Below are 16,923 nucleotides of genomic sequence, written 5' to 3'. Positions count from 1 at the left end.
TTTTCTGAAGCGCCTTACTCGAAGACTTGAAACTTCAACCGCTGACCGACTTCCCCGCTGCGTTACTCGCTGCGAGGTGGCGAATAATACGCGCTTTGAATCTGGAGTCAACCCTTTGATTTAAAAACTTTTGCGCTCGCAGCGCCCCACTCCCCGCAACTTAATGAGGCTGCAGTGAATCTGTAGATAAACCCACCACGGAGCGTAGCGGTAATGAGCGAGGCGCAAAGCGAGAAAACCCCGGGCCTGTCGGCAGACGAACAACAGGAGGTCAGTTCCAACCAGCCGCCGCGTGCGGCGGTGTTGCACGAGACCATTCGCTTGCAGGGCGATCAGGAACTGGAACGTACATTGGCTGCGCTCTGGTGGTCAGCCCTTGCCGCAGGTTTGTCCATGGGGCTGTCACTGATGGCCATGGGTCTTCTGTACTCGCGTCTGCCGGACGGCGAGAGCGCGCAGGTCATCGCCAGTATCGGCTACAGCGCCGGCTTCCTGGCCGTCATCATCGCGCGGCAGCAATTGTTCACCGAGAACACCCTGACCGCTGTCCTACCAGTGATGACGACGCCAACGCTGGGCAACTTCGGTCGCTTGCTGCGCCTCTGGGGCGTGGTCCTGGCCGGCAACCTGGCCGGTACTCTATTGGTGGCCTGGGTAATGCTCGAACTGCCGATCTTTGATACCAAGACAGATATCGCGTTTCTGGAGGTGGGCCGTAAGGTGATGGAAAACGACGTCAGCCAGATGTTTGCCAAAGGCATCGTGTCCGGCTGGATGATCGCCACCATGGTCTGGATGATCCCCTCCATGGAGCACGCCAAGATCTGGATCATCCTAGTCATCACCTACCTCATGGCATTGGGCGACTTCACCCACATCGTGGTGGGGTCGGTAGAGGTCTCGTATCTGGTCTGGGCGGGTGAAGAAACCTGGAGCAACTTCTTGCTGCACTTTGCCCTGCCTACGCTGGCCGGCAACATCATCGGCGGCAGTCTCATCTTTGGTCTGATCAGCCATGCACAGGTGCGCAGCGACAGCGGCAAATCGCCGTCCCAGTTACTCAAAGATGAACAGCCCTCGCGAAAGCACCAGGACGATCAGCAAAAGTGAAACGTTGCCTTTAAGGCGTGCGAGTAACATCCCCTCTTCTTCTATAAGGAAGCTGGGCCGAGGCGTTGCGACAACGCTGCCCAGCTTTGCCCTCTTCTTCCACAGCCCAGTCAGGCATACTCGCCCCACTGCTCGCATCACCCGTAATTTGGCTTGCAAGGCCATGTCTCGTGCGCCTGCCATGGCCCAGAATACTCGCGCACGTCAAGCGATAAGCGCCCCGATAGAGATCACACCCATGGACACACGCACCGGCAAAGGCCTTTCGTTTGCCAAACGGATTTATCTGCCTCGGGTACTGGGCAAGGGTGTGGGGCTTTTCGCGGTAATGGCTGCGGTGGAACCCCTGTCTCCCCCCGCTTGGGTTTGGGCATTCATGCTTTTCAACGGCTTGCTGTGGCCACACTTGGCCTATCAGTGGGCGGCCCGGTCCAAAGCGCCCTACCAGGCCGAGCAGCGCAACTTTTTCCTTGATTCGCTGATGGGTGGGTTCTGGGCCGGTGCCATGCAGTTCAACCCGCTGCCGACGGTTACCGTCCTGTCGATGGTCACCATGAACAACGTCGCAGCCGGCGGCAAGGGGTTGGCTATTCGCGCAGGGATGGCGCAATTGGCAGGCATGCTTGCGGCTTGCGCCCTGCTGGGGCCGGGATTTCAACCCAATGCCACCGCCTTTCAGGTCTACGCCTGCCTGCCGATGCTGACGCTGTATCCAGCGGCGCTTGGGTGGGTGTGCTATCGACTGGCGATCAAGCTGGCCGAACACAAACGTCGGCTCAACACCCTCAGCCTGACCGATAGCCTGACTGGGCTACTCAACCATGGCGCCTGGAAAGACCTCCTGGCAAGGCGTTTTAGCGGGTGCAGGAAACAGCGCGGTGAGGCTGTAGTCGCTCTGATCGACATCGACCATTTCAAGACCATCAATGACACTTTCGGCCATGTGGTCGGCGATCAGGTATTGCGCCAGGTCAGCATCGAGTTGCGCGGCGCCCTGCGCGAAGGCGACAAGGCCGGACGCTACGGGGGTGATGAGTTTTGCGTGATACTGCCCAGCACCACCGAAGCCCAGGCGTGTCAGGCCATGGAACGCCTGCGTGAGCGTGTGGCGAGCTACCGCGACCCGCAGACGCCTCAATTGCGCATCAGCTTGAGCATTGGCCTGTGCCCGTTCGACCCCTCGCTGGAGACTCCGGACGGCTGGTTACGCCAGGCGGACACCGCCTTGTATGTCGCCAAGCGCAATGGCCGGGATCGGGTCATGGTCACTCATCGGGCCAATGCCAGCGTGGCGCCTTCTGCCGAACCCCCCGCCTTCATATCGCTGGCGCGATGACACCTGCCGGGTGCAAGCGTCGCTCGGCCACAATCTCAGGCAGGTCATGCCGGCGAAGGTAAGCCTTCAACGGCTCACTCACATTCAGCCGCTCATCCATGTGTTGCTCCATCAGCAAGCCCAGTCGCTCGCGACACAAGGCCATGCGATGTCCCTGCTCAGGCCGCCATACGAACTCGTTGCACGGGGTGATGCTGTCGTCGGCGATATCCATACCGAAGGCATCCTCGGAGAAACGCACGATATAGATGCCACGTTTACCGTGAAAGCCCACGAAGCCCTTGAGCTGCTCGGCCGCCTTGCAGATATCCTGGGATGTAATGGTCATGCCCCACCTCATGGTCAATGGAAAGCGCTGCGCAGCCGTCACACGGGAACGCTTGCCACTGCAGGCCACGCCCGTGCCCAACGGGCCACGTCGCCGGAACAGATGCAAGGCAAAAAAATGGGCGACCGAAGTCGCCCTAAATGCCTTGCGTGCTCATGAATCAGGAAGGTCAAGGGCGCTTGCGCTTGCTCGAGTCTTTCCAGATGAAAATGCCTAGACCGGCGAAGAAAGCCACCATCAACCCCACCGTTACCACCCCTGCGATAACCACGTTGTCGAAGAACATGCCGACCTCTCCATTTGTTCGCCGTTGTCCGATGGGGAAACAGTAACCAATGTCGGGCGCAAGGAAATTGACCAGGGTCAATGACGCCCGGGGACGGGCGCACGGGGCGGGCGCAGGGTTGACCTGCGTCAAGCGTCAGCGCTTCTTGGGCTTGCGCTTGGACTTCTTCTTGGCAGCGTTCAAGGGCAATGCCTGTTCGAACGCATCGCGCATCTCGTTCAGGCGCTTTTCCTTGATGTCATGCACGCGGCGGGCACGTTCGGCATCGAAATCAATGAGATTGTCTTGGCTCATACTGGGCTCTACACGCTACGGATGCTGCATGATGGGGCTAGAACCAGACACTTGCCAGCCCTGCTTCATACCTCGATGTCCACCAGCAGCCCCTGACGCACGGGCTCGCCCATCAGCGGCACCACTGGCACGGTATTGTCGGCGTTGACCTCATGGCCTGGCAACGCATCGAACCGTTCATCATTACCTTTGCCTTTACCCTGGCGTTGCTGCTGCCGGCGCTGCTCCTCGCGCAGCAGCAACTGCTGTTCCTGCGGGTCACGCTGGCGCTTGAGGTCGATCGCACTTTCACCGGACGCAGGCTGCGCCGGCACTACCGGCTTTATATCCGGGGTCGGTTTGACCGGGTCCTGCTGCGAGGTGACCGGGGCAGCGCTGAGCGGAATGATCGGTGGCAGCATGGCGTTCTCCTGTACCCCTGTATCGGCAACCACACAGCTGCCTTGAAGTCATGGACAACATTCAGCCCGGTTCGTCCTGCGCCTCGTCCTGGTCCTGCAAGGCAGTTTCGCTCCAGGGACGCTGGTAGACCTGCTGCCACACTGCATCCATATGGGCTCGAACCCAGGCCGGGGCAGCCTTGAGCGAGGCACTGTCCTGGCGCTCGCCGCCGATCGGGTCTTCGCCTGCCGGGGTGATCAGCGACTGACCCGTGATGCTGTAGACCGTTTGCCCGTCACGCATCTCGATGGCGATGTCATGGGGCTCGACACCTCCTCCGCAGAAGGCATGACTGGCCACCGTCACCTCGGCCTCACCGTTCTGATCGAGGTCGGCCACGCCGCTGACATCGGTGTAGAAATCCACGTCCAGGTCCAGGCCCGGACACGTGGTTTGCTGATCGATCTGCCAGCGCGCCTGGAAAGCTTCTTGCGCTTTGCGGCGGCCGTACAAGGTTGCCTTGAGCACGACCTTGTCCACTTCCTGTTCACTTTCCGGGTCGCTGGCCTGGCCATCGACACGGCTCAAGACCAACAGGCCTTCGCCGTTCCTGTCACGGTAGTGCACGCTCTTGAGCGGTGCCTGCACACCCAGCACCTCCAACTGCTCCATGGGGATGGGCGGCAAGGTTTCGAAGGTCTTGGGCTCGCAGCCTGCCAGGAGCAGACCGCCGGCCGTAAGGCTCAAGACAACGCAAAGGGGCTTGGCAGGCATGGGATGCAGAACCCTCGTCGGCACGGCATGAAGCGACGAAACGGCTAGACTGATGCACCGGCCGATACCGTTCGGCACCCTCAGGTGCACTCGGCACTTTGGTCTGCCCGGCCGATCCGTTAACATAATCGGCTTTTTCATCGCGGGAGTGCAGGCAGTATGGCGCAGCAGTATCAACCGGGGCAACGCTGGATCAGCGACAGCGAGGCAGAGCTCGGCCTGGGTACCATCCTGGCGCAGGATGGCCGCCTCCTGACCGTCCTCTACCCGGCCACTGGCGATACCCGCCAATATTCCCTGCGCAATGCGCCGCTGACACGCGTGCGCTTCTCGCCAGGTGATCAGATCACTCACTTCGAAGGCTGGAAGCTGACCGTGCGCGAAGTCGAGGACATCGACGGCTTGATGGTCTATCACGGGCTCGACGGGCAGAATCAGCCCCGCACGATGCCGGAGACCCAGCTGTCGAACTTCATCCAGTTCCGCCTGGCCAGCGACCGCCTGTTCGCCGGCCAGATCGACCCGCTGTCGTGGTTCAGCCTGCGCTACAACACCCTTCAGCACACCAGCAAGCAGATGCAGTCCACGCTGTGGGGCCTGGGCGGCTGCCGCGCCCAGCCCATCGCTCACCAGTTGCACATCGCCCGCGAAGTGGCCGACCGCAGCGCACCTCGCGTACTGCTCGCCGACGAAGTGGGCCTGGGCAAGACCATCGAGGCAGGCCTGGTGATTCATCGCCAGCTGCTGACCGGCCGCGCCAGCCGGGTGCTGATCCTGGTGCCTGAGAACCTCCAGCATCAATGGCTGGTAGAGATGCGCCGGCGCTTCAACCTGCAGGTCGCCCTGTTCGATGCCGAGCGGTTCATCGAAAGCGATGCCAGCAACCCCTTCGAGGATGCCCAGCTCGCGCTGGTCGCGCTGGAGTGGCTGGTCGACGACGAGAAGGCCCAGGATGCACTGTTCGCGGCAGGCTGGGACCTGATGGTGGTCGATGAAGCGCACCACCTGGTCTGGCACGAGGAACACGCCAGTGCCGAATATGCGCTGGTCGAACAGCTGGCCCAGGTCATTCCCGGCGTGTTGCTGCTCACCGCAACCCCTGAGCAACTGGGCCAGGACAGCCATTTCGCGCGGCTGCGCCTGCTCGATCCCAACCGTTTCCATGACCTGGCGGCCTTCCGCGCCGAAAGCGAGCACTACCGGCCGGTGGCCGAGGCGGTGCAGGAGCTGCTGGACGAGGGGCGCTTGTCGCCGAAGGCACACGCCACCATCCAGGGTTTCCTCGGGGCCGAGGGCGATGCACTGCTCGCTGCGGTCAACGACGGGGACAGCCAGGCCAGTGCCCGACTGATCCGCGAACTGCTCGATCGTCATGGCACCGGGCGAGTGCTGTTCCGCAACACCCGTGCCGCCATCCAGGGGTTCCCTGAGCGTCAGTTGCACCCTCACTCACTGCCCAATCCGGAGCAATACGCCAGCTTGCCCGAGGGTGAACACGCCGAGCTCTACCCTGAGGTGGCGTTCCAGTCCCAGGCGGACCAGGCGCAAGAAGAGCGTTGGTGGCGCTTCGACCCGCGGGTCGACTGGCTGATCGACACCTTGAAAATGCTCAAGCGTACCAAGGTGCTGGTCATTTGCGCCCATGCCGAGACCGCCATGGACCTGGAAGACGCCCTGCGCGTGCGTTCCGGTATTCCGGCTTCTGTCTTCCACGAAGGCATGAGCATCCTGGAGCGCGACCGCGCGGCGGCTTACTTCGCCGACGAAGAATTCGGCGCCCAGGTGCTGATCTGTTCGGAAATCGGCAGTGAGGGGCGCAACTTCCAGTTCGCCCATCACCTGGTGATGTTCGACTTGCCTGCTCACCCCGACCTGCTCGAACAACGTATCGGGCGTCTGGACCGTATCGGCCAGAAGCACACCATCGAGTTGCACGTACCGTACCTGCAAGGCACGCCGCAAGCGCACCTGTTCCAGTGGTACCACGAGGGGCTCAACGCGTTCCTGAACACCTGCCCCACCGGTAACGCCCTGCAGCACCAATTCGGCCCACGCCTGCTGGCACTGCTCGACAGCGATGACAGCAAGGCCTGGGATAGCCTGGTCAACGAAGCGAGAAGCGAACGTGAGCGGCTCGAAGCCGAACTGCATACCGGCCGTGACCGCTTGCTCGAACTCAATTCCGGCGGTGCCGGCGAAGGTGAAGCGCTGGTCGAGGCCATCCTCGAGCAGGACGATCAGTTCGCCCTGCCGATCTACATGGAAACCCTGTTCGATGCGTTCGGTATCGACAGTGAAGACCATTCGGAAAACGCACTGATCCTGAAGCCCAGCGAGAAGATGCTCGATGCCAGTTTCCACCTGGGCGATGATGAAGGTGTGACCATCACCTACGACCGCGGCCAGGCGCTGTCGCGTGAAGACATGCAGTTCCTGACCTGGGAGCACCCGATGGTGCAAGGCGGCATGGACCTCGTGCTGTCCGGCTCGATGGGCAATACCGCCGTGGCACTGATCAAGAACAAAGCGCTCAAGCCTGGGACCGTGCTGCTGGAGCTGCTGTTCGTCAGCGAGGTGGTCGCGCCGCGCAGCTTGCAACTGGGCCGGTACCTGCCGCCCGCCGCCCTGCGCTGCCTGCTTGATGCCAACGGCAATGACCTGGCCTCGCGGGTCGCATTCGAGACCCTGAACGATCAGCTCGAGAGCGTGCCGCGTGCCAGCGCCAACAAGTTCGTCCAGGCCCAGCGTGACGTGCTTGCAAAGCGCATCGGCAGCGGCGAAGAAAAGATCGTCCCGCTCCACGAGCAACGGGTGGCCGACGCCCAACGTCGCCTGGCCGCCGAAGCCGACGAAGAGCTCGCACGCCTGGTGGCACTGCAAGCGGTCAACCCGAGCGTGAGGGACAGTGAAATCGACGCGTTGCGCAAGCAGCGCGAAGAGGGCCTGGCCATGTTGGCCAAAGCAGCACTGCGTCTTGAAGCGATACGGGTGCTGGTCGCAGGCTGACCCCGGCAAGCCCACCTGACCTGCAGCGGCCTCATCGTTTCTGGGATGAGGTCGCCCCTGGGCAGAACGTACCCACCACGCGCCGGGTCAGCACCTAGTCCTGGCGTTTGATTCGATACTGCTCGACCAACGTCGAAGGGTCCTGGTCCAGGTAACCCTGACTGCCGTGCAACCGCATCAACTGGGCAGCCAGGCCCGTAAGCGGCGTCGCTGCGCCCTGTTCGCGTGAAAACTTCACGGCACCGTCCAGATCCTTGAGCAGGGTCCGCACGTGCCACTTGATGGGAGCGAAACGGCTCTCTGCCATCTGTGGGGCCAGTATCTGCAAAGGCTTGGAGTCGGCAAAGCCGCCTGCCAGGGCTTGGGCGATCAACCCGGCGTCCACCCCGGAACGCTCGGCCAGCGCGATGACCTCGGCGATGACCAGGGCGTTGCACGCCACGATCATCTGGTTGCAGGCCTTGGTCACCTGGCCTGCGCCAACGCCCCCCATGTGTGTCACCCGCTCGCCGAGCACCTCCAACACTGGGCGAGCACGCGCCAGGTCAGCCACCTCCCCGCCCACCATGATCGCCAGGGTACCTGCCTGCGCACCTGCCGTGCCGCCGGACACCGGGGCATCCAGCCACCCCATCCCACACAAGGCGCCCAGCTGGGCTGCCATTTCCCGGGTAGCGCCAGGCTCCAGACTGGAAAAATCCACCAGCAGCTGACCCTGCCGCCCGCCTGTGGCAACGCCCTGATCGCCAAATACCACGTCGCGCACCACGGCGGTATCGGCCAGGCACAGCAATACCATGTCCACCTGCTGCGCAAGCTCGGCAGGGCTCGCGGCCAGTCGCGCGCCTGCGTCAACCAGCGCCTGGCATTTTTCCGGGCTGCGGTTCCACACCCACAGCCCATAGCCGGCCGCCAGCAGGCGCTGGCACATCGGCAGGCCCATCAGACCGACACCAGCGAAACCTAGGGAGGGTAATGCGTTGCTCATCAGGAACTCCTGGCTGAAAAAGGATGGCTGGGGCAATGCTGCGCTGCATGACTGCGGCGATGGCCACCTTTACGCATGCCGTAAACTGTTACCGCCACGCCGAATTGTTACTTACCTCTACCTCGATTGAGCAATCACAAGCACCCAAAAGAGGCGCCTGCGCGTTTTCGCGCACCAAAAAAGCACAAGGCTGTCATTCACCGCCTGACTTGAATGACGATGAACGGCGATACGACTACCGCCCATATCTCTGGATCGCGGGTTTGCAGGTCACTGGCCTGTTCTGCCGTAACCGGGCCGACAGTGCCATCAGAGCGCCACTTATCGAAGAGGTCACTGCGGTTTTCGGCCATTGCCGTGGCCACGGTGATTAAATCCAGGGCGGGATCGACCCAAATCAGGTCACCCTTTGCCCAGAACCTTTCCAAGGCTTTCCACTCGATGGTGGCGGTTTCTCCGAGCAGTTTGGCATAGAGGGTGCTTGTTCGATCAGTCATGGGAATATCCGCTGGAAATCTGGCTTTTGAAAAAGCCGGCATTTTTGCAGAAAAACCCGGCTTCAAATATGCATTTGGGTATCAGGCCCCGTATTTTCGGGGTACGACTGCCAGGATAAGCCATTTGATGGCGCCTTTCTGTACTTTTGTGTCAAGCAAGCGACAACCGTTAAACCAGGCGCTTTTTGCCCGCTTTTCAAGCGCGCTGACAGCGCTCTACACTGTACCGGTACAGTTCCGGGACATGTTCCGGGGAAGGTGGGCTTGCGCGTTGGCATGGCCACGCCGCAACCCGCCTGGTCTGTAGCCCTGGCCGCCAGGACTATAAGAATTACAACAGAATGAGTGGAGCATTATGATCAAGATTTCCAAGCTGTTCGCCGCAATGGTTCTGGCCGGGGTAGCCAGTCATTCGTTTGCCGCCGATACCATCAAGATCGGGATCGCCGGGCCCAAGACTGGCCCCGTGACCCAATATGGCGACATGCAGTTCATCGGCGCCAAGCAAGCCATCAAGGACATCAACGCAGCAGGCGGTGTCGATGGCAAGATGCTAGAAGCCAAGGAATACGACGACGCCTGCGACCCTAAACAGGCCGTGGCCGTCGCCAACAAAGTGGTCAACGATGGCGTCAAGTTCGTCATCGGCCACTTGTGCTCCAGCTCCACCCAGCCAGCGTCCGACATCTACGAAGACGAAGGCGTGATCATGATCACCCCGGCGGCAACATCCCCGGAAATCACCTCCCGCGGCTACAAGCTGATCTTCCGCACCATCGGCCTGGACAGCGCCCAGGGCCCTGCCGCAGGCAACTACATCGCCGATCACGTCAAGCCCAAGGTGGTCGCAGTGCTGCACGACAAGCAGCAGTACGGTGAAGGCATCGCCACGGCCGTCAAACAGACTCTGGAGCAAAAAGGCACCAAGGTTGCCGTGTTTGAAGGCCTCAACGCCGGCGACAAGGACTTCTCGTCCATCATTCAGAAGCTCAAGCAGAACAACGTCGATTTCGTCTACTACGGCGGCTACCACCCAGAGCTGGGTCTGATCCTGCGTCAAGCACAGGAAAAAGGCCTCAAAGCCAAGTTCATGGGTCCGGAAGGTGTGGGTAACGACTCCATCTCGCAAATCGCCCAGAATGCCTCCGAAGGGCTGCTGGTCACCCTGCCGAAGTCGTTCGATGCCGACCCTGAGAACAAGAAGATCGTCGACGCGATCAAGGCTGACGGCAAGGACCCAAGCGGCCCGTTCGTCTTCCCTGCCTACTCGGCCGTCGAGCTGATCGCCCAGGGCATCAAGGCCGCAGGCTCCGAGGACACCGACAAGGTGGCCGAGGCCATCCACCAAGGTTCGTTCAAGACCCCTACCGGCACCCTGACCTATGACGACAAGGGTGACCTCAAAGACTTCAAGTTCGTGGTCTACGAATGGCACTTCGGCAAGCCGAAGACCGAAGTCTCCCCTCAGTAACAAGCGTGACTAATAGCTGACCGAGAAGCCCACTGTGCGAGCAGTGGGCTTTGTTTTACGAGGTTCATGGGCACGCCCCCGCGATCCGGGGACGGGCTCACCTGAAAATCTTAAAACCGTCACCCGCGGTTTCCTGGCCGTACCCCGGCCAGCGAAATGCAAATCAGGTTTTTAGGAGCGCTGTAATGCCTGAGATCTACCATTTCTTCCAACAACTGGTTAATGGATTGACCATCGGCAGCACCTATGCCTTGATCGCCATCGGCTACACGATGGTGTACGGCATTATTGGCATGATCAACTTCGCCCATGGCGAGGTCTACATGATCGGCTCGTACGTGGCGTTCATCGCCCTGGCGGGTCTGGCCATGATGGGTATTCATTCGCTGCCGATCCTGATGACCGTTGCCTTCGTCGCGACCATTTTCGTGACCAGTGCCTATGGCTACAGCATCGAACGGGTTGCCTACCGACCACTGCGCAACAGTAACCGGCTGATTCCGCTGATTTCTGCCATCGGCATGTCGATTTTCCTGCAGAACACCGTGCTGTTGTCCCAAGACTCCAAGGACAAGTCCATTCCCAACCTGATTCCGGGCAGCTTCTCGTTCGGACCAGGCGGCGCAGAAGAAGTCCTGGTGTCCTACATGCAAGTGCTGGTGTTCGTGGTGACGCTCGTGGCCATGACCCTGCTGACCCTGTTCATCTCCCGTTCGCGACTGGGCCGCGCGTGTCGCGCCTGCGCCGAGGACATCAAGATGGCCAACCTGCTGGGCATCAACACCAACAACATCATCGCCCTCACCTTCGTCATCGGCGCTGCCCTGGCGGCCGTCGCGGCCGTGCTGCTGAGCATGCAATACGGGGTCATCAACCCCAATGCCGGTTTCCTGGTAGGCCTGAAGGCGTTTACCGCCGCAGTGCTGGGGGGTATCGGCAGCATTCCGGGCGCCATGCTCGGTGGGCTGGTGCTGGGTGTGGCCGAAGCGTTCGGCGCCGACATCTTCGGTGATCAGTACAAGGACGTCGTGGCATTCGGCTTGTTGGTTCTCGTCCTGTTGTTCCGGCCGACCGGCATTCTGGGCCGCCCGGAGGTTGAAAAAGTATGAACAAGAATCTCAAACCGGCGTTTTTCAGCGCCTTGCTGGTCTGGGCCGTGGCCTTCCCGGTGCTGGGCCTGAAACTGAGCATCGACGGCATCAGCCTGGTGGTGCATAGCCAGGGCTCGTTCACCATCAGCATCATCGCCGTATGCTCGGTGCTGATGTTCCTGCGCGTGCTGTTCGACCGGCAGTGGAGCTCGGTGATGGGCCGACGCTCGGACCGCAAGCTGATTCCACCTGCGCTGAGCAACTACCTGACCCTTCCCAAAACCCAGCGCTGGGTGATTCTGGGGCTGGTCGTGGTAGCCCTGATCTGGCCGTTCTTCGGCTCGCGCGGCGCTGTCGACATCGCCACCCTGATCCTGATCTATGTGTTGCTCGGCCTTGGCCTGAACATCGTGGTCGGCCTGGCCGGGTTGCTGGACCTGGGTTATGTGGGCTTCTACGCCGTGGGCGCTTACAGCTACGCCATGCTCTCGCACTACCTGGGGTGGAGTTTCTGGGTCTGCCTGCCGATTGCCGGCCTGATGGCCGCCACCTTCGGCTTCCTGCTCGGTTTCCCGGTGTTGCGCCTGCGCGGCGACTACCTGGCGATCGTGACGCTGGGCTTCGGCGAGATCATTCGCCTGTTCCTGCGTAACCTCACCGACTGGACCGGTGGCCCTAACGGCATCAGCAACATTCCCAAGCCCGAATTCTTCGGCCTTACCTTCGAACGCCGCGCCGCCGAAGGCATGCAGACCTTCCACGAGTATTTCGGCCTGCCTTACAACTCGATCAACAAGGTCATCTTCCTGTACCTGGTTGCACTGTTGCTGGCACTGCTTGCGCTGTTCGTGATCAACCGCCTGTTGCGCATGCCCATCGGCCGTGCCTGGGAAGCGTTGCGTGAAGACGAGATCGCCTGCCGCGCCCTGGGCCTGAACCCGACCGTGATCAAGCTCTCGGCCTTCACCCTGGGTGCCTGCTTCGCAGGGTTTGCCGGCAGCTTCTTTGCCGCTCGCCAAGGGTTGGTCACGCCGGAATCGTTCACGTTCATCGAGTCGGCCATCATCCTGGCCATCGTGGTGCTCGGCGGCATGGGCTCTCAGTTGGGCGTGATCCTCGCTGCCATTGTCATGATCCTGCTGCCTGAGCTGATGCGCGAATTCAGTGAATACCGGATGCTCATGTTCGGTGCGCTGATGGTGCTGATGATGATCTGGCGTCCGCAAGGTCTGCTGCCAATGCAACGTCCCCACATGGAGCTGCGTCGATGAGCCGCGAAATTCTGCAAGTCAGCGGCCTTAGCATGCGCTTCGGCGGCTTGTTGGCGGTCAACGGCGTGGGCCTGACCGTCAAGGAAAAACAAGTGGTGGCGCTGATCGGTCCGAACGGCGCCGGCAAGACCACGGTGTTCAACTGCCTGACCGGTTTCTACCGGCCCAGCGGCGGCACCATCCTGCTCGATGGCGAACCCATCCAAGGGCTGGCCGGCCATCAGATCGCGCGCAAAGGGGTGGTACGCACCTTCCAGAACGTGCGCCTGTTCAAGGAAATGACAGCGCTCGAGAACCTGCTGATCGCCCAGCACCGGCACTTGAACACCAACTTCTTCGCCGGGCTGTTCAAGACCCCAGGGTTCCGCCGCAGTGAAAAGGAAGCCATGGAGCGTGCGCAGTACTGGCTGGACAAGGTCAACCTGACCGAGTTCGCCAACCGCACTGCCGGCACCCTCGCCTACGGCCAACAACGTCGCCTGGAAATCGCTCGCTGCATGATGACCCGCCCGCGGATCATCATGCTCGACGAGCCGGCTGCGGGGTTGAACCCGAAAGAGACCGAGGACCTGAAGGCATTGATTGCCTATTTGCGTGAATCGCACAACGTGACCGTGCTGCTGATCGAGCATGACATGAAGCTGGTGATGAGCATTTCCGATCACATCGTGGTCATCAACCAGGGCACACCCCTGGCCCACGGTACGCCCCAGGAAATCCGCGACAATCCTGAAGTGATCAAAGCCTACCTGGGGGAAGCGTAAATGCTGAAGTTCGAGAACGTTTCCACTTTCTACGGCAAGATCCAGGCGCTGCACAGCGTCAACGTGGAGATCAACCAGGGAGAAATCGTCACCCTGATCGGCGCCAACGGCGCCGGCAAATCCACCTTGCTCATGACCCTGTGCGGTTCACCCCAAGCCCACAGCGGCAGCATCAAGTACCTGGGCGAGGAACTGGTCGGTCAGCCTTCGTCGCACATCATGCGCAAGAGCATTGCCGTGGTGCCGGAAGGCCGCCGGGTGTTCGCCCGGCTGACCGTCGAGGAGAACCTGGCCATGGGCGGGTTCTTCACCGACAAGGGTGACTATCAGGCGCAGTTGGACAAAGTGCTGCAGCTGTTCCCGCGCCTGAAGGAGCGGTATGCCCAGCGTGGCGGCACCATGTCCGGGGGCGAGCAGCAAATGCTGGCCATCGGGCGTGCCCTGATGAGCAAACCCAAGTTGCTGCTGCTCGACGAGCCCTCCCTGGGCCTGGCACCGATCATCATCCAGCAGATCTTCGACATCATCGAACAACTGCGCCGTGACGGCGTGACGGTGTTCCTGGTAGAGCAGAATGCCAACCAGGCGCTGAAGATCGCCGACCGGGCCTATGTGCTGGAGAATGGCCATGTGGTGATGCAGGGTACGGGCGAGGGGCTGCTGACCGATCCAAAAGTGCGTGACGCCTACCTGGGCGGTTGATGCCAGCGGGGCCTGCAGGGGCCCCGTTGTCTTGAAGACGCTACGCTTGCACCCCGCTTCACGATCAAACAGGGCAGGCTGCATGCAGGTGACAGCCGTCTATTTCTCTTCGCCGGGCTTGTATTGCCCCTGCCCGCCTCAGTAACGTGACGGCCTCTCGAACACCGGAGCCCGTCATGCGCCTGACCCCTTCCCTGCTACTGACCGCCTTGTTGCCCCTGTTCGCGGGCTGCCAGCTGCTGGCCGAAAAACCCGTCGACCCTGATATCGGCAGCACTCGCATGCAAGGCCAGGTTCGCGCTGCCGGTGGGCAGTTGCTGTTCAAGCCCTGCAACGAACCCCGCAGCTTCGTCATCAACGACGCCGCCGCCACGGGCATCCTGCAGGAAGCGGCGAACCTTGCAACCGGGGCCAACGACACCCTGTTCGCCGACGTGCGTGGCCGACTTACAGGCAGCAAGCAGGCCAGCACCGATGGACAGCTGGACCTGCGCCGCCTGTACCGCCTGGAGCACGCCAGCAACGGGTGCATCGACCCCAATTTCAAGCAGCTTACCCTGCGCGCCGGTGGCCACAAGCCCGATTGGGACGTCAAGGCCAACAGCCGGGGCATGGTGCTCAACCGTGCTGATCAGCCCCCGCTTGCCCTGCCCTTTCTGGAGGAGCAGGTACCCGGTGGCGGCTTGACCCTGACCAGCGAAGCCAACGGGCAGCGCGTCGAACTCTGGCTGGCGCCACAGCGCTGCATGGACCCGGCCACGGGCGCGTTCAACCACTTGCGCGCAGAACTGCGCATCGATGGCACGACCCTTCAAGGTTGCGGTTATTACGGTGGCGCGCGCGATGACTGATGACCGGGCGGCTTAATCCTGCCAGTCGAGGCGGCTAAAGCTTTATACTTGGCGGTTTGTGTTAAGCCGCCGGCCGCCCACGGCCGGGATACTGGACCCTGCCATGCTACGAATCACCGAACTCAAGCTGCCCCTGGACCATCCCGATGAAGCACTGCGCGAGGCCATCGTCCAGCGCCTAGGCATCCGCGACGAGCAGCTGATCAGCTTCAACCTGTTCAAGCGCAGCTACGATGCGCGCAAGAAGAACACCGAACTGCTGTTCATCTACACCATCGACCTGCATGCCAGCAACGAAGAAGAGCTGCTGCGCAAGTTTGCCGACGACCATAATGTCGTGCCCGCGCCGGACGTTACCTACAGGTACGTCGCCCAAGCCCCTGAAGGCCTGGACGCACGACCAATCGTGGTGGGTCTGGGCCCGTGCGGGATTTTCGCCGGCTTGCTGCTGGCGCAGATGGGCTTCAAGCCGATCATCCTCGAGCGCGGCAAGGAAGTGCGCCAGCGTACCAAGGACACCTGGGGCCTGTGGCGCAAAAGTGTGCTCAAACCCGAGTCCAACGTGCAGTTCGGCGAAGGCGGCGCTGGGACATTCTCCGACGGAAAGCTGTACAGCCAGATCAAGGACCCGCAGCATCATGGCCGCAAGGTGTTGGAAGAGTTCGTCAAGGCCGGTGCGCCTGACGAGATCTTGTACATCAACAAGCCGCACATCGGCACCTTCCGCCTCACCGGCATGGTTGAGCAGATGCGCCAGGAAATGATCGCCCTGGGGGCCGAGGTTCGTTTCGAACAAAAGGTCACCGACCTGCTGATCGAAGAAGGCCAGGTTCAAGGCGTAGTGCTTGAAAGTGGCGAGCAACTGCTTTCACGGCATGTGGTTCTGGCATTGGGCCATAGTGCCCGGGACACCTTCCGCATGCTGCACGCGCAGGGTGTGTACATGGAAGCCAAACCGTTTTCCGTCGGTTTCCGCATCGAGCATCCGCAATCGCTCATCGACAAGGCGCGCCTGGGCAAATATGCAGGCCACCCCAAACTGGGTGCGGCGGACTACAAGCTGGTGTACCACGCCAAGAACGGGCGGTCGGTCTACAGCTTCTGCATGTGCCCTGGCGGAACGGTAGTGGCCGCCACCAGTGAACCGGGCCGCGTCGTCACCAATGGCATGAGCCAGTACTCACGCAACGAACGCAACGCCAACTCCGGCATCGTCGTCGGCATCGACCCGGAACGGGACTATCCCGGTGGCCCGCTGGCGGGCATCGAGTTGCAGGAACGCCTGGAAGCGCACGCCTACGTCATGGGCGGGAGCAACTACCAGGCGCCGGCTCAGCTGGTGGGCGATTTCGTGGCTGGCAAGCCTTCGACCGCGCTGGGCAGTGTCGAGCCGTCCTACAAGCCTGGCGTGACCCTGGGGGACCTGGCGCCAAGCCTGCCGGCCTTCGCCATCGAGGCGATACGCGAGGCCCTGCCCGCCTTCGATCGGCAGATCAAGGGCTACAACCTGCATGACGCGGTGTTGACCGGGATCGAGACACGCACCTCCTCGCCGCTGCGCATCACGCGGGGTGAGGACTTCCAGAGCCTGAACGTGAAGGGCCTGTTCCCTGCCGGCGAAGGGGCTGGCTATGCAGGCGGCATTCTGTCTGCAGGGGTTGATGGCATTCGGGTTGCCGAAGCGGTGGCCAAGGCCATGCTAGCCCAGTAACAAGCCCTGAATTGCCGGTACAAAAAAAACCCGACCAGGCCAGAAGCCTGATCGGGTTTTTT

At 61.4% G+C, this 16,923-nt stretch carries 17 protein-coding genes; 10 read left to right on the top strand and 7 right to left on the bottom strand.

The window, feature by feature from the left end; all coding sequences use genetic code 11:
* The first annotated feature begins 213 nt into the window (after window positions 1-213).
* Together PFU01S_RS16260 and PFU01S_RS16255 are read left to right on the top strand one after the other, a co-directional pair.
* A complete protein-coding gene (locus tag PFU01S_RS16260; protein WP_027915309.1) occupies window positions 214-1,110 on the top strand; it encodes a formate/nitrite transporter family protein in 897 nt (298 codons plus the stop codon).
* A gap of 238 nt (window positions 1,111-1,348) precedes the next feature.
* A complete protein-coding gene (locus PFU01S_RS16255) occupies window positions 1,349-2,446 on the top strand; it encodes a diguanylate cyclase (protein WP_042139682.1) in 1,098 nt (365 codons plus the stop codon).
* Here the strand turns inward: PFU01S_RS16255 and PFU01S_RS16250 are convergent.
* The 5 genes from PFU01S_RS16250 to PFU01S_RS16235 all read right to left on the bottom strand — a co-directional run bounded on the left by PFU01S_RS16250 (window position 2,427) and on the right by PFU01S_RS16235 (window position 4,509).
* On the bottom strand, window positions 2,427-2,774 hold the full coding sequence (locus tag PFU01S_RS16250; protein WP_028687606.1) for a DUF2025 family protein: 348 nt from the start codon (window positions 2,772-2,774) through the stop codon (window positions 2,427-2,429). The two genes, PFU01S_RS16255 and PFU01S_RS16250, sit on opposite strands and share 20 nt — an antisense overlap.
* Before the next feature lie 169 nt (window positions 2,775-2,943).
* Window positions 2,944-3,060, bottom strand: a complete 117-nt coding sequence (ccoM, locus tag PFU01S_RS22790; RefSeq protein ID WP_023535213.1) for a cytochrome c oxidase subunit CcoM — start codon at window positions 3,058-3,060, stop codon at window positions 2,944-2,946.
* 135 nt (window positions 3,061-3,195) lie between these two features.
* The gene (locus PFU01S_RS22390; protein ID WP_088523537.1) at window positions 3,196-3,354 is read right to left on the bottom strand and encodes a hypothetical protein; all 159 of its coding nucleotides are present in this window, start codon (window positions 3,352-3,354) and stop codon (window positions 3,196-3,198) included.
* 65 nt (window positions 3,355-3,419) lie between these two features.
* Window positions 3,420-3,755, bottom strand: a complete 336-nt coding sequence (locus PFU01S_RS16240) for a hypothetical protein (protein WP_028687605.1) — start codon at window positions 3,753-3,755, stop codon at window positions 3,420-3,422.
* 61 nt (window positions 3,756-3,816) lie between these two features.
* On the bottom strand, window positions 3,817-4,509 hold the full coding sequence (locus PFU01S_RS16235; RefSeq protein WP_028687604.1) for a M949_RS01915 family surface polysaccharide biosynthesis protein: 693 nt from the start codon (window positions 4,507-4,509) through the stop codon (window positions 3,817-3,819).
* A gap of 159 nt (window positions 4,510-4,668) precedes the next feature.
* Here PFU01S_RS16235 and rapA point away from each other — a divergent pair, with 159 nt between their 5' ends.
* Complete coding sequence (gene rapA, locus PFU01S_RS16230) at window positions 4,669-7,515, top strand: RNA polymerase-associated protein RapA (protein ID WP_028687603.1); 2,847 nt, start codon at window positions 4,669-4,671, stop codon at window positions 7,513-7,515.
* Between the two features lie 94 nt (window positions 7,516-7,609).
* On the opposite strand, the gene PFU01S_RS16225 is transcribed toward rapA, so the two are convergent.
* Both PFU01S_RS16225 and PFU01S_RS16220 read right to left on the bottom strand, forming a co-directional pair.
* Window positions 7,610-8,503, bottom strand: coding sequence for an NAD(P)-dependent oxidoreductase (locus PFU01S_RS16225; protein WP_028687602.1), 894 nt, complete (start codon window positions 8,501-8,503; stop codon window positions 7,610-7,612).
* Between the two features lie 197 nt (window positions 8,504-8,700).
* On the bottom strand, window positions 8,701-9,000 hold the full coding sequence (locus PFU01S_RS16220; RefSeq protein WP_027915314.1) for a DUF2288 domain-containing protein: 300 nt from the start codon (window positions 8,998-9,000) through the stop codon (window positions 8,701-8,703).
* Between the two features lie 355 nt (window positions 9,001-9,355).
* On the opposite strand from PFU01S_RS16220, the gene PFU01S_RS16215 reads away from it, so the two are divergent.
* The 7 genes from PFU01S_RS16215 (at window position 9,356) to PFU01S_RS16185 (ending at window position 16,861) form a co-directional block, all read left to right on the top strand.
* Window positions 9,356-10,471: a branched-chain amino acid ABC transporter substrate-binding protein gene (locus PFU01S_RS16215; RefSeq protein WP_027915315.1), complete on the top strand. Its 1,116-nt coding sequence runs from the start codon at window positions 9,356-9,358 to the stop codon at window positions 10,469-10,471.
* A gap of 185 nt (window positions 10,472-10,656) precedes the next feature.
* Window positions 10,657-11,580, top strand: coding sequence for a high-affinity branched-chain amino acid ABC transporter permease LivH (livH, locus tag PFU01S_RS16210; RefSeq protein WP_023535272.1), 924 nt, complete (start codon window positions 10,657-10,659; stop codon window positions 11,578-11,580).
* Window positions 11,577-12,833 carry a high-affinity branched-chain amino acid ABC transporter permease LivM gene (locus PFU01S_RS16205; protein WP_023535261.1) on the top strand — a complete coding sequence of 419 codons (1,257 nt, stop codon included), beginning with the start codon at window positions 11,577-11,579 and terminating at the stop codon, window positions 12,831-12,833. Before livH ends, PFU01S_RS16205 begins: the two co-directional genes overlap by 4 nt.
* Window positions 12,830-13,597, top strand: coding sequence for a high-affinity branched-chain amino acid ABC transporter ATP-binding protein LivG (gene livG / locus PFU01S_RS16200; RefSeq protein ID WP_023535212.1), 768 nt, complete (start codon window positions 12,830-12,832; stop codon window positions 13,595-13,597). The genes PFU01S_RS16205 and livG overlap by 4 nt, the downstream gene beginning before the upstream one ends.
* Complete coding sequence (locus tag PFU01S_RS16195) at window positions 13,598-14,299, top strand: ABC transporter ATP-binding protein (protein WP_023535231.1); 702 nt, start codon at window positions 13,598-13,600, stop codon at window positions 14,297-14,299.
* 176 nt (window positions 14,300-14,475) lie between these two features.
* Window positions 14,476-15,150, top strand: a complete 675-nt coding sequence (locus tag PFU01S_RS16190; protein WP_027915316.1) for a COG3650 family protein — start codon at window positions 14,476-14,478, stop codon at window positions 15,148-15,150.
* Between the two features lie 103 nt (window positions 15,151-15,253).
* On the top strand, window positions 15,254-16,861 hold the full coding sequence (locus tag PFU01S_RS16185; RefSeq protein WP_027915317.1) for an NAD(P)/FAD-dependent oxidoreductase: 1,608 nt from the start codon (window positions 15,254-15,256) through the stop codon (window positions 16,859-16,861).
* The last annotated feature ends 62 nt before the right edge of the window (window positions 16,862-16,923 follow it).

Origin of the sequence: Pseudomonas fulva NBRC 16637 = DSM 17717, assembly GCF_000730565.1 — a bacterium.
Taxonomy (GTDB): domain Bacteria; phylum Pseudomonadota; class Gammaproteobacteria; order Pseudomonadales; family Pseudomonadaceae; genus Aquipseudomonas; species Aquipseudomonas fulva.
The sequence above is the reverse complement of the archived record's forward strand: the minus strand, read 5'-3'. Positions and strand labels throughout refer to the sequence as shown.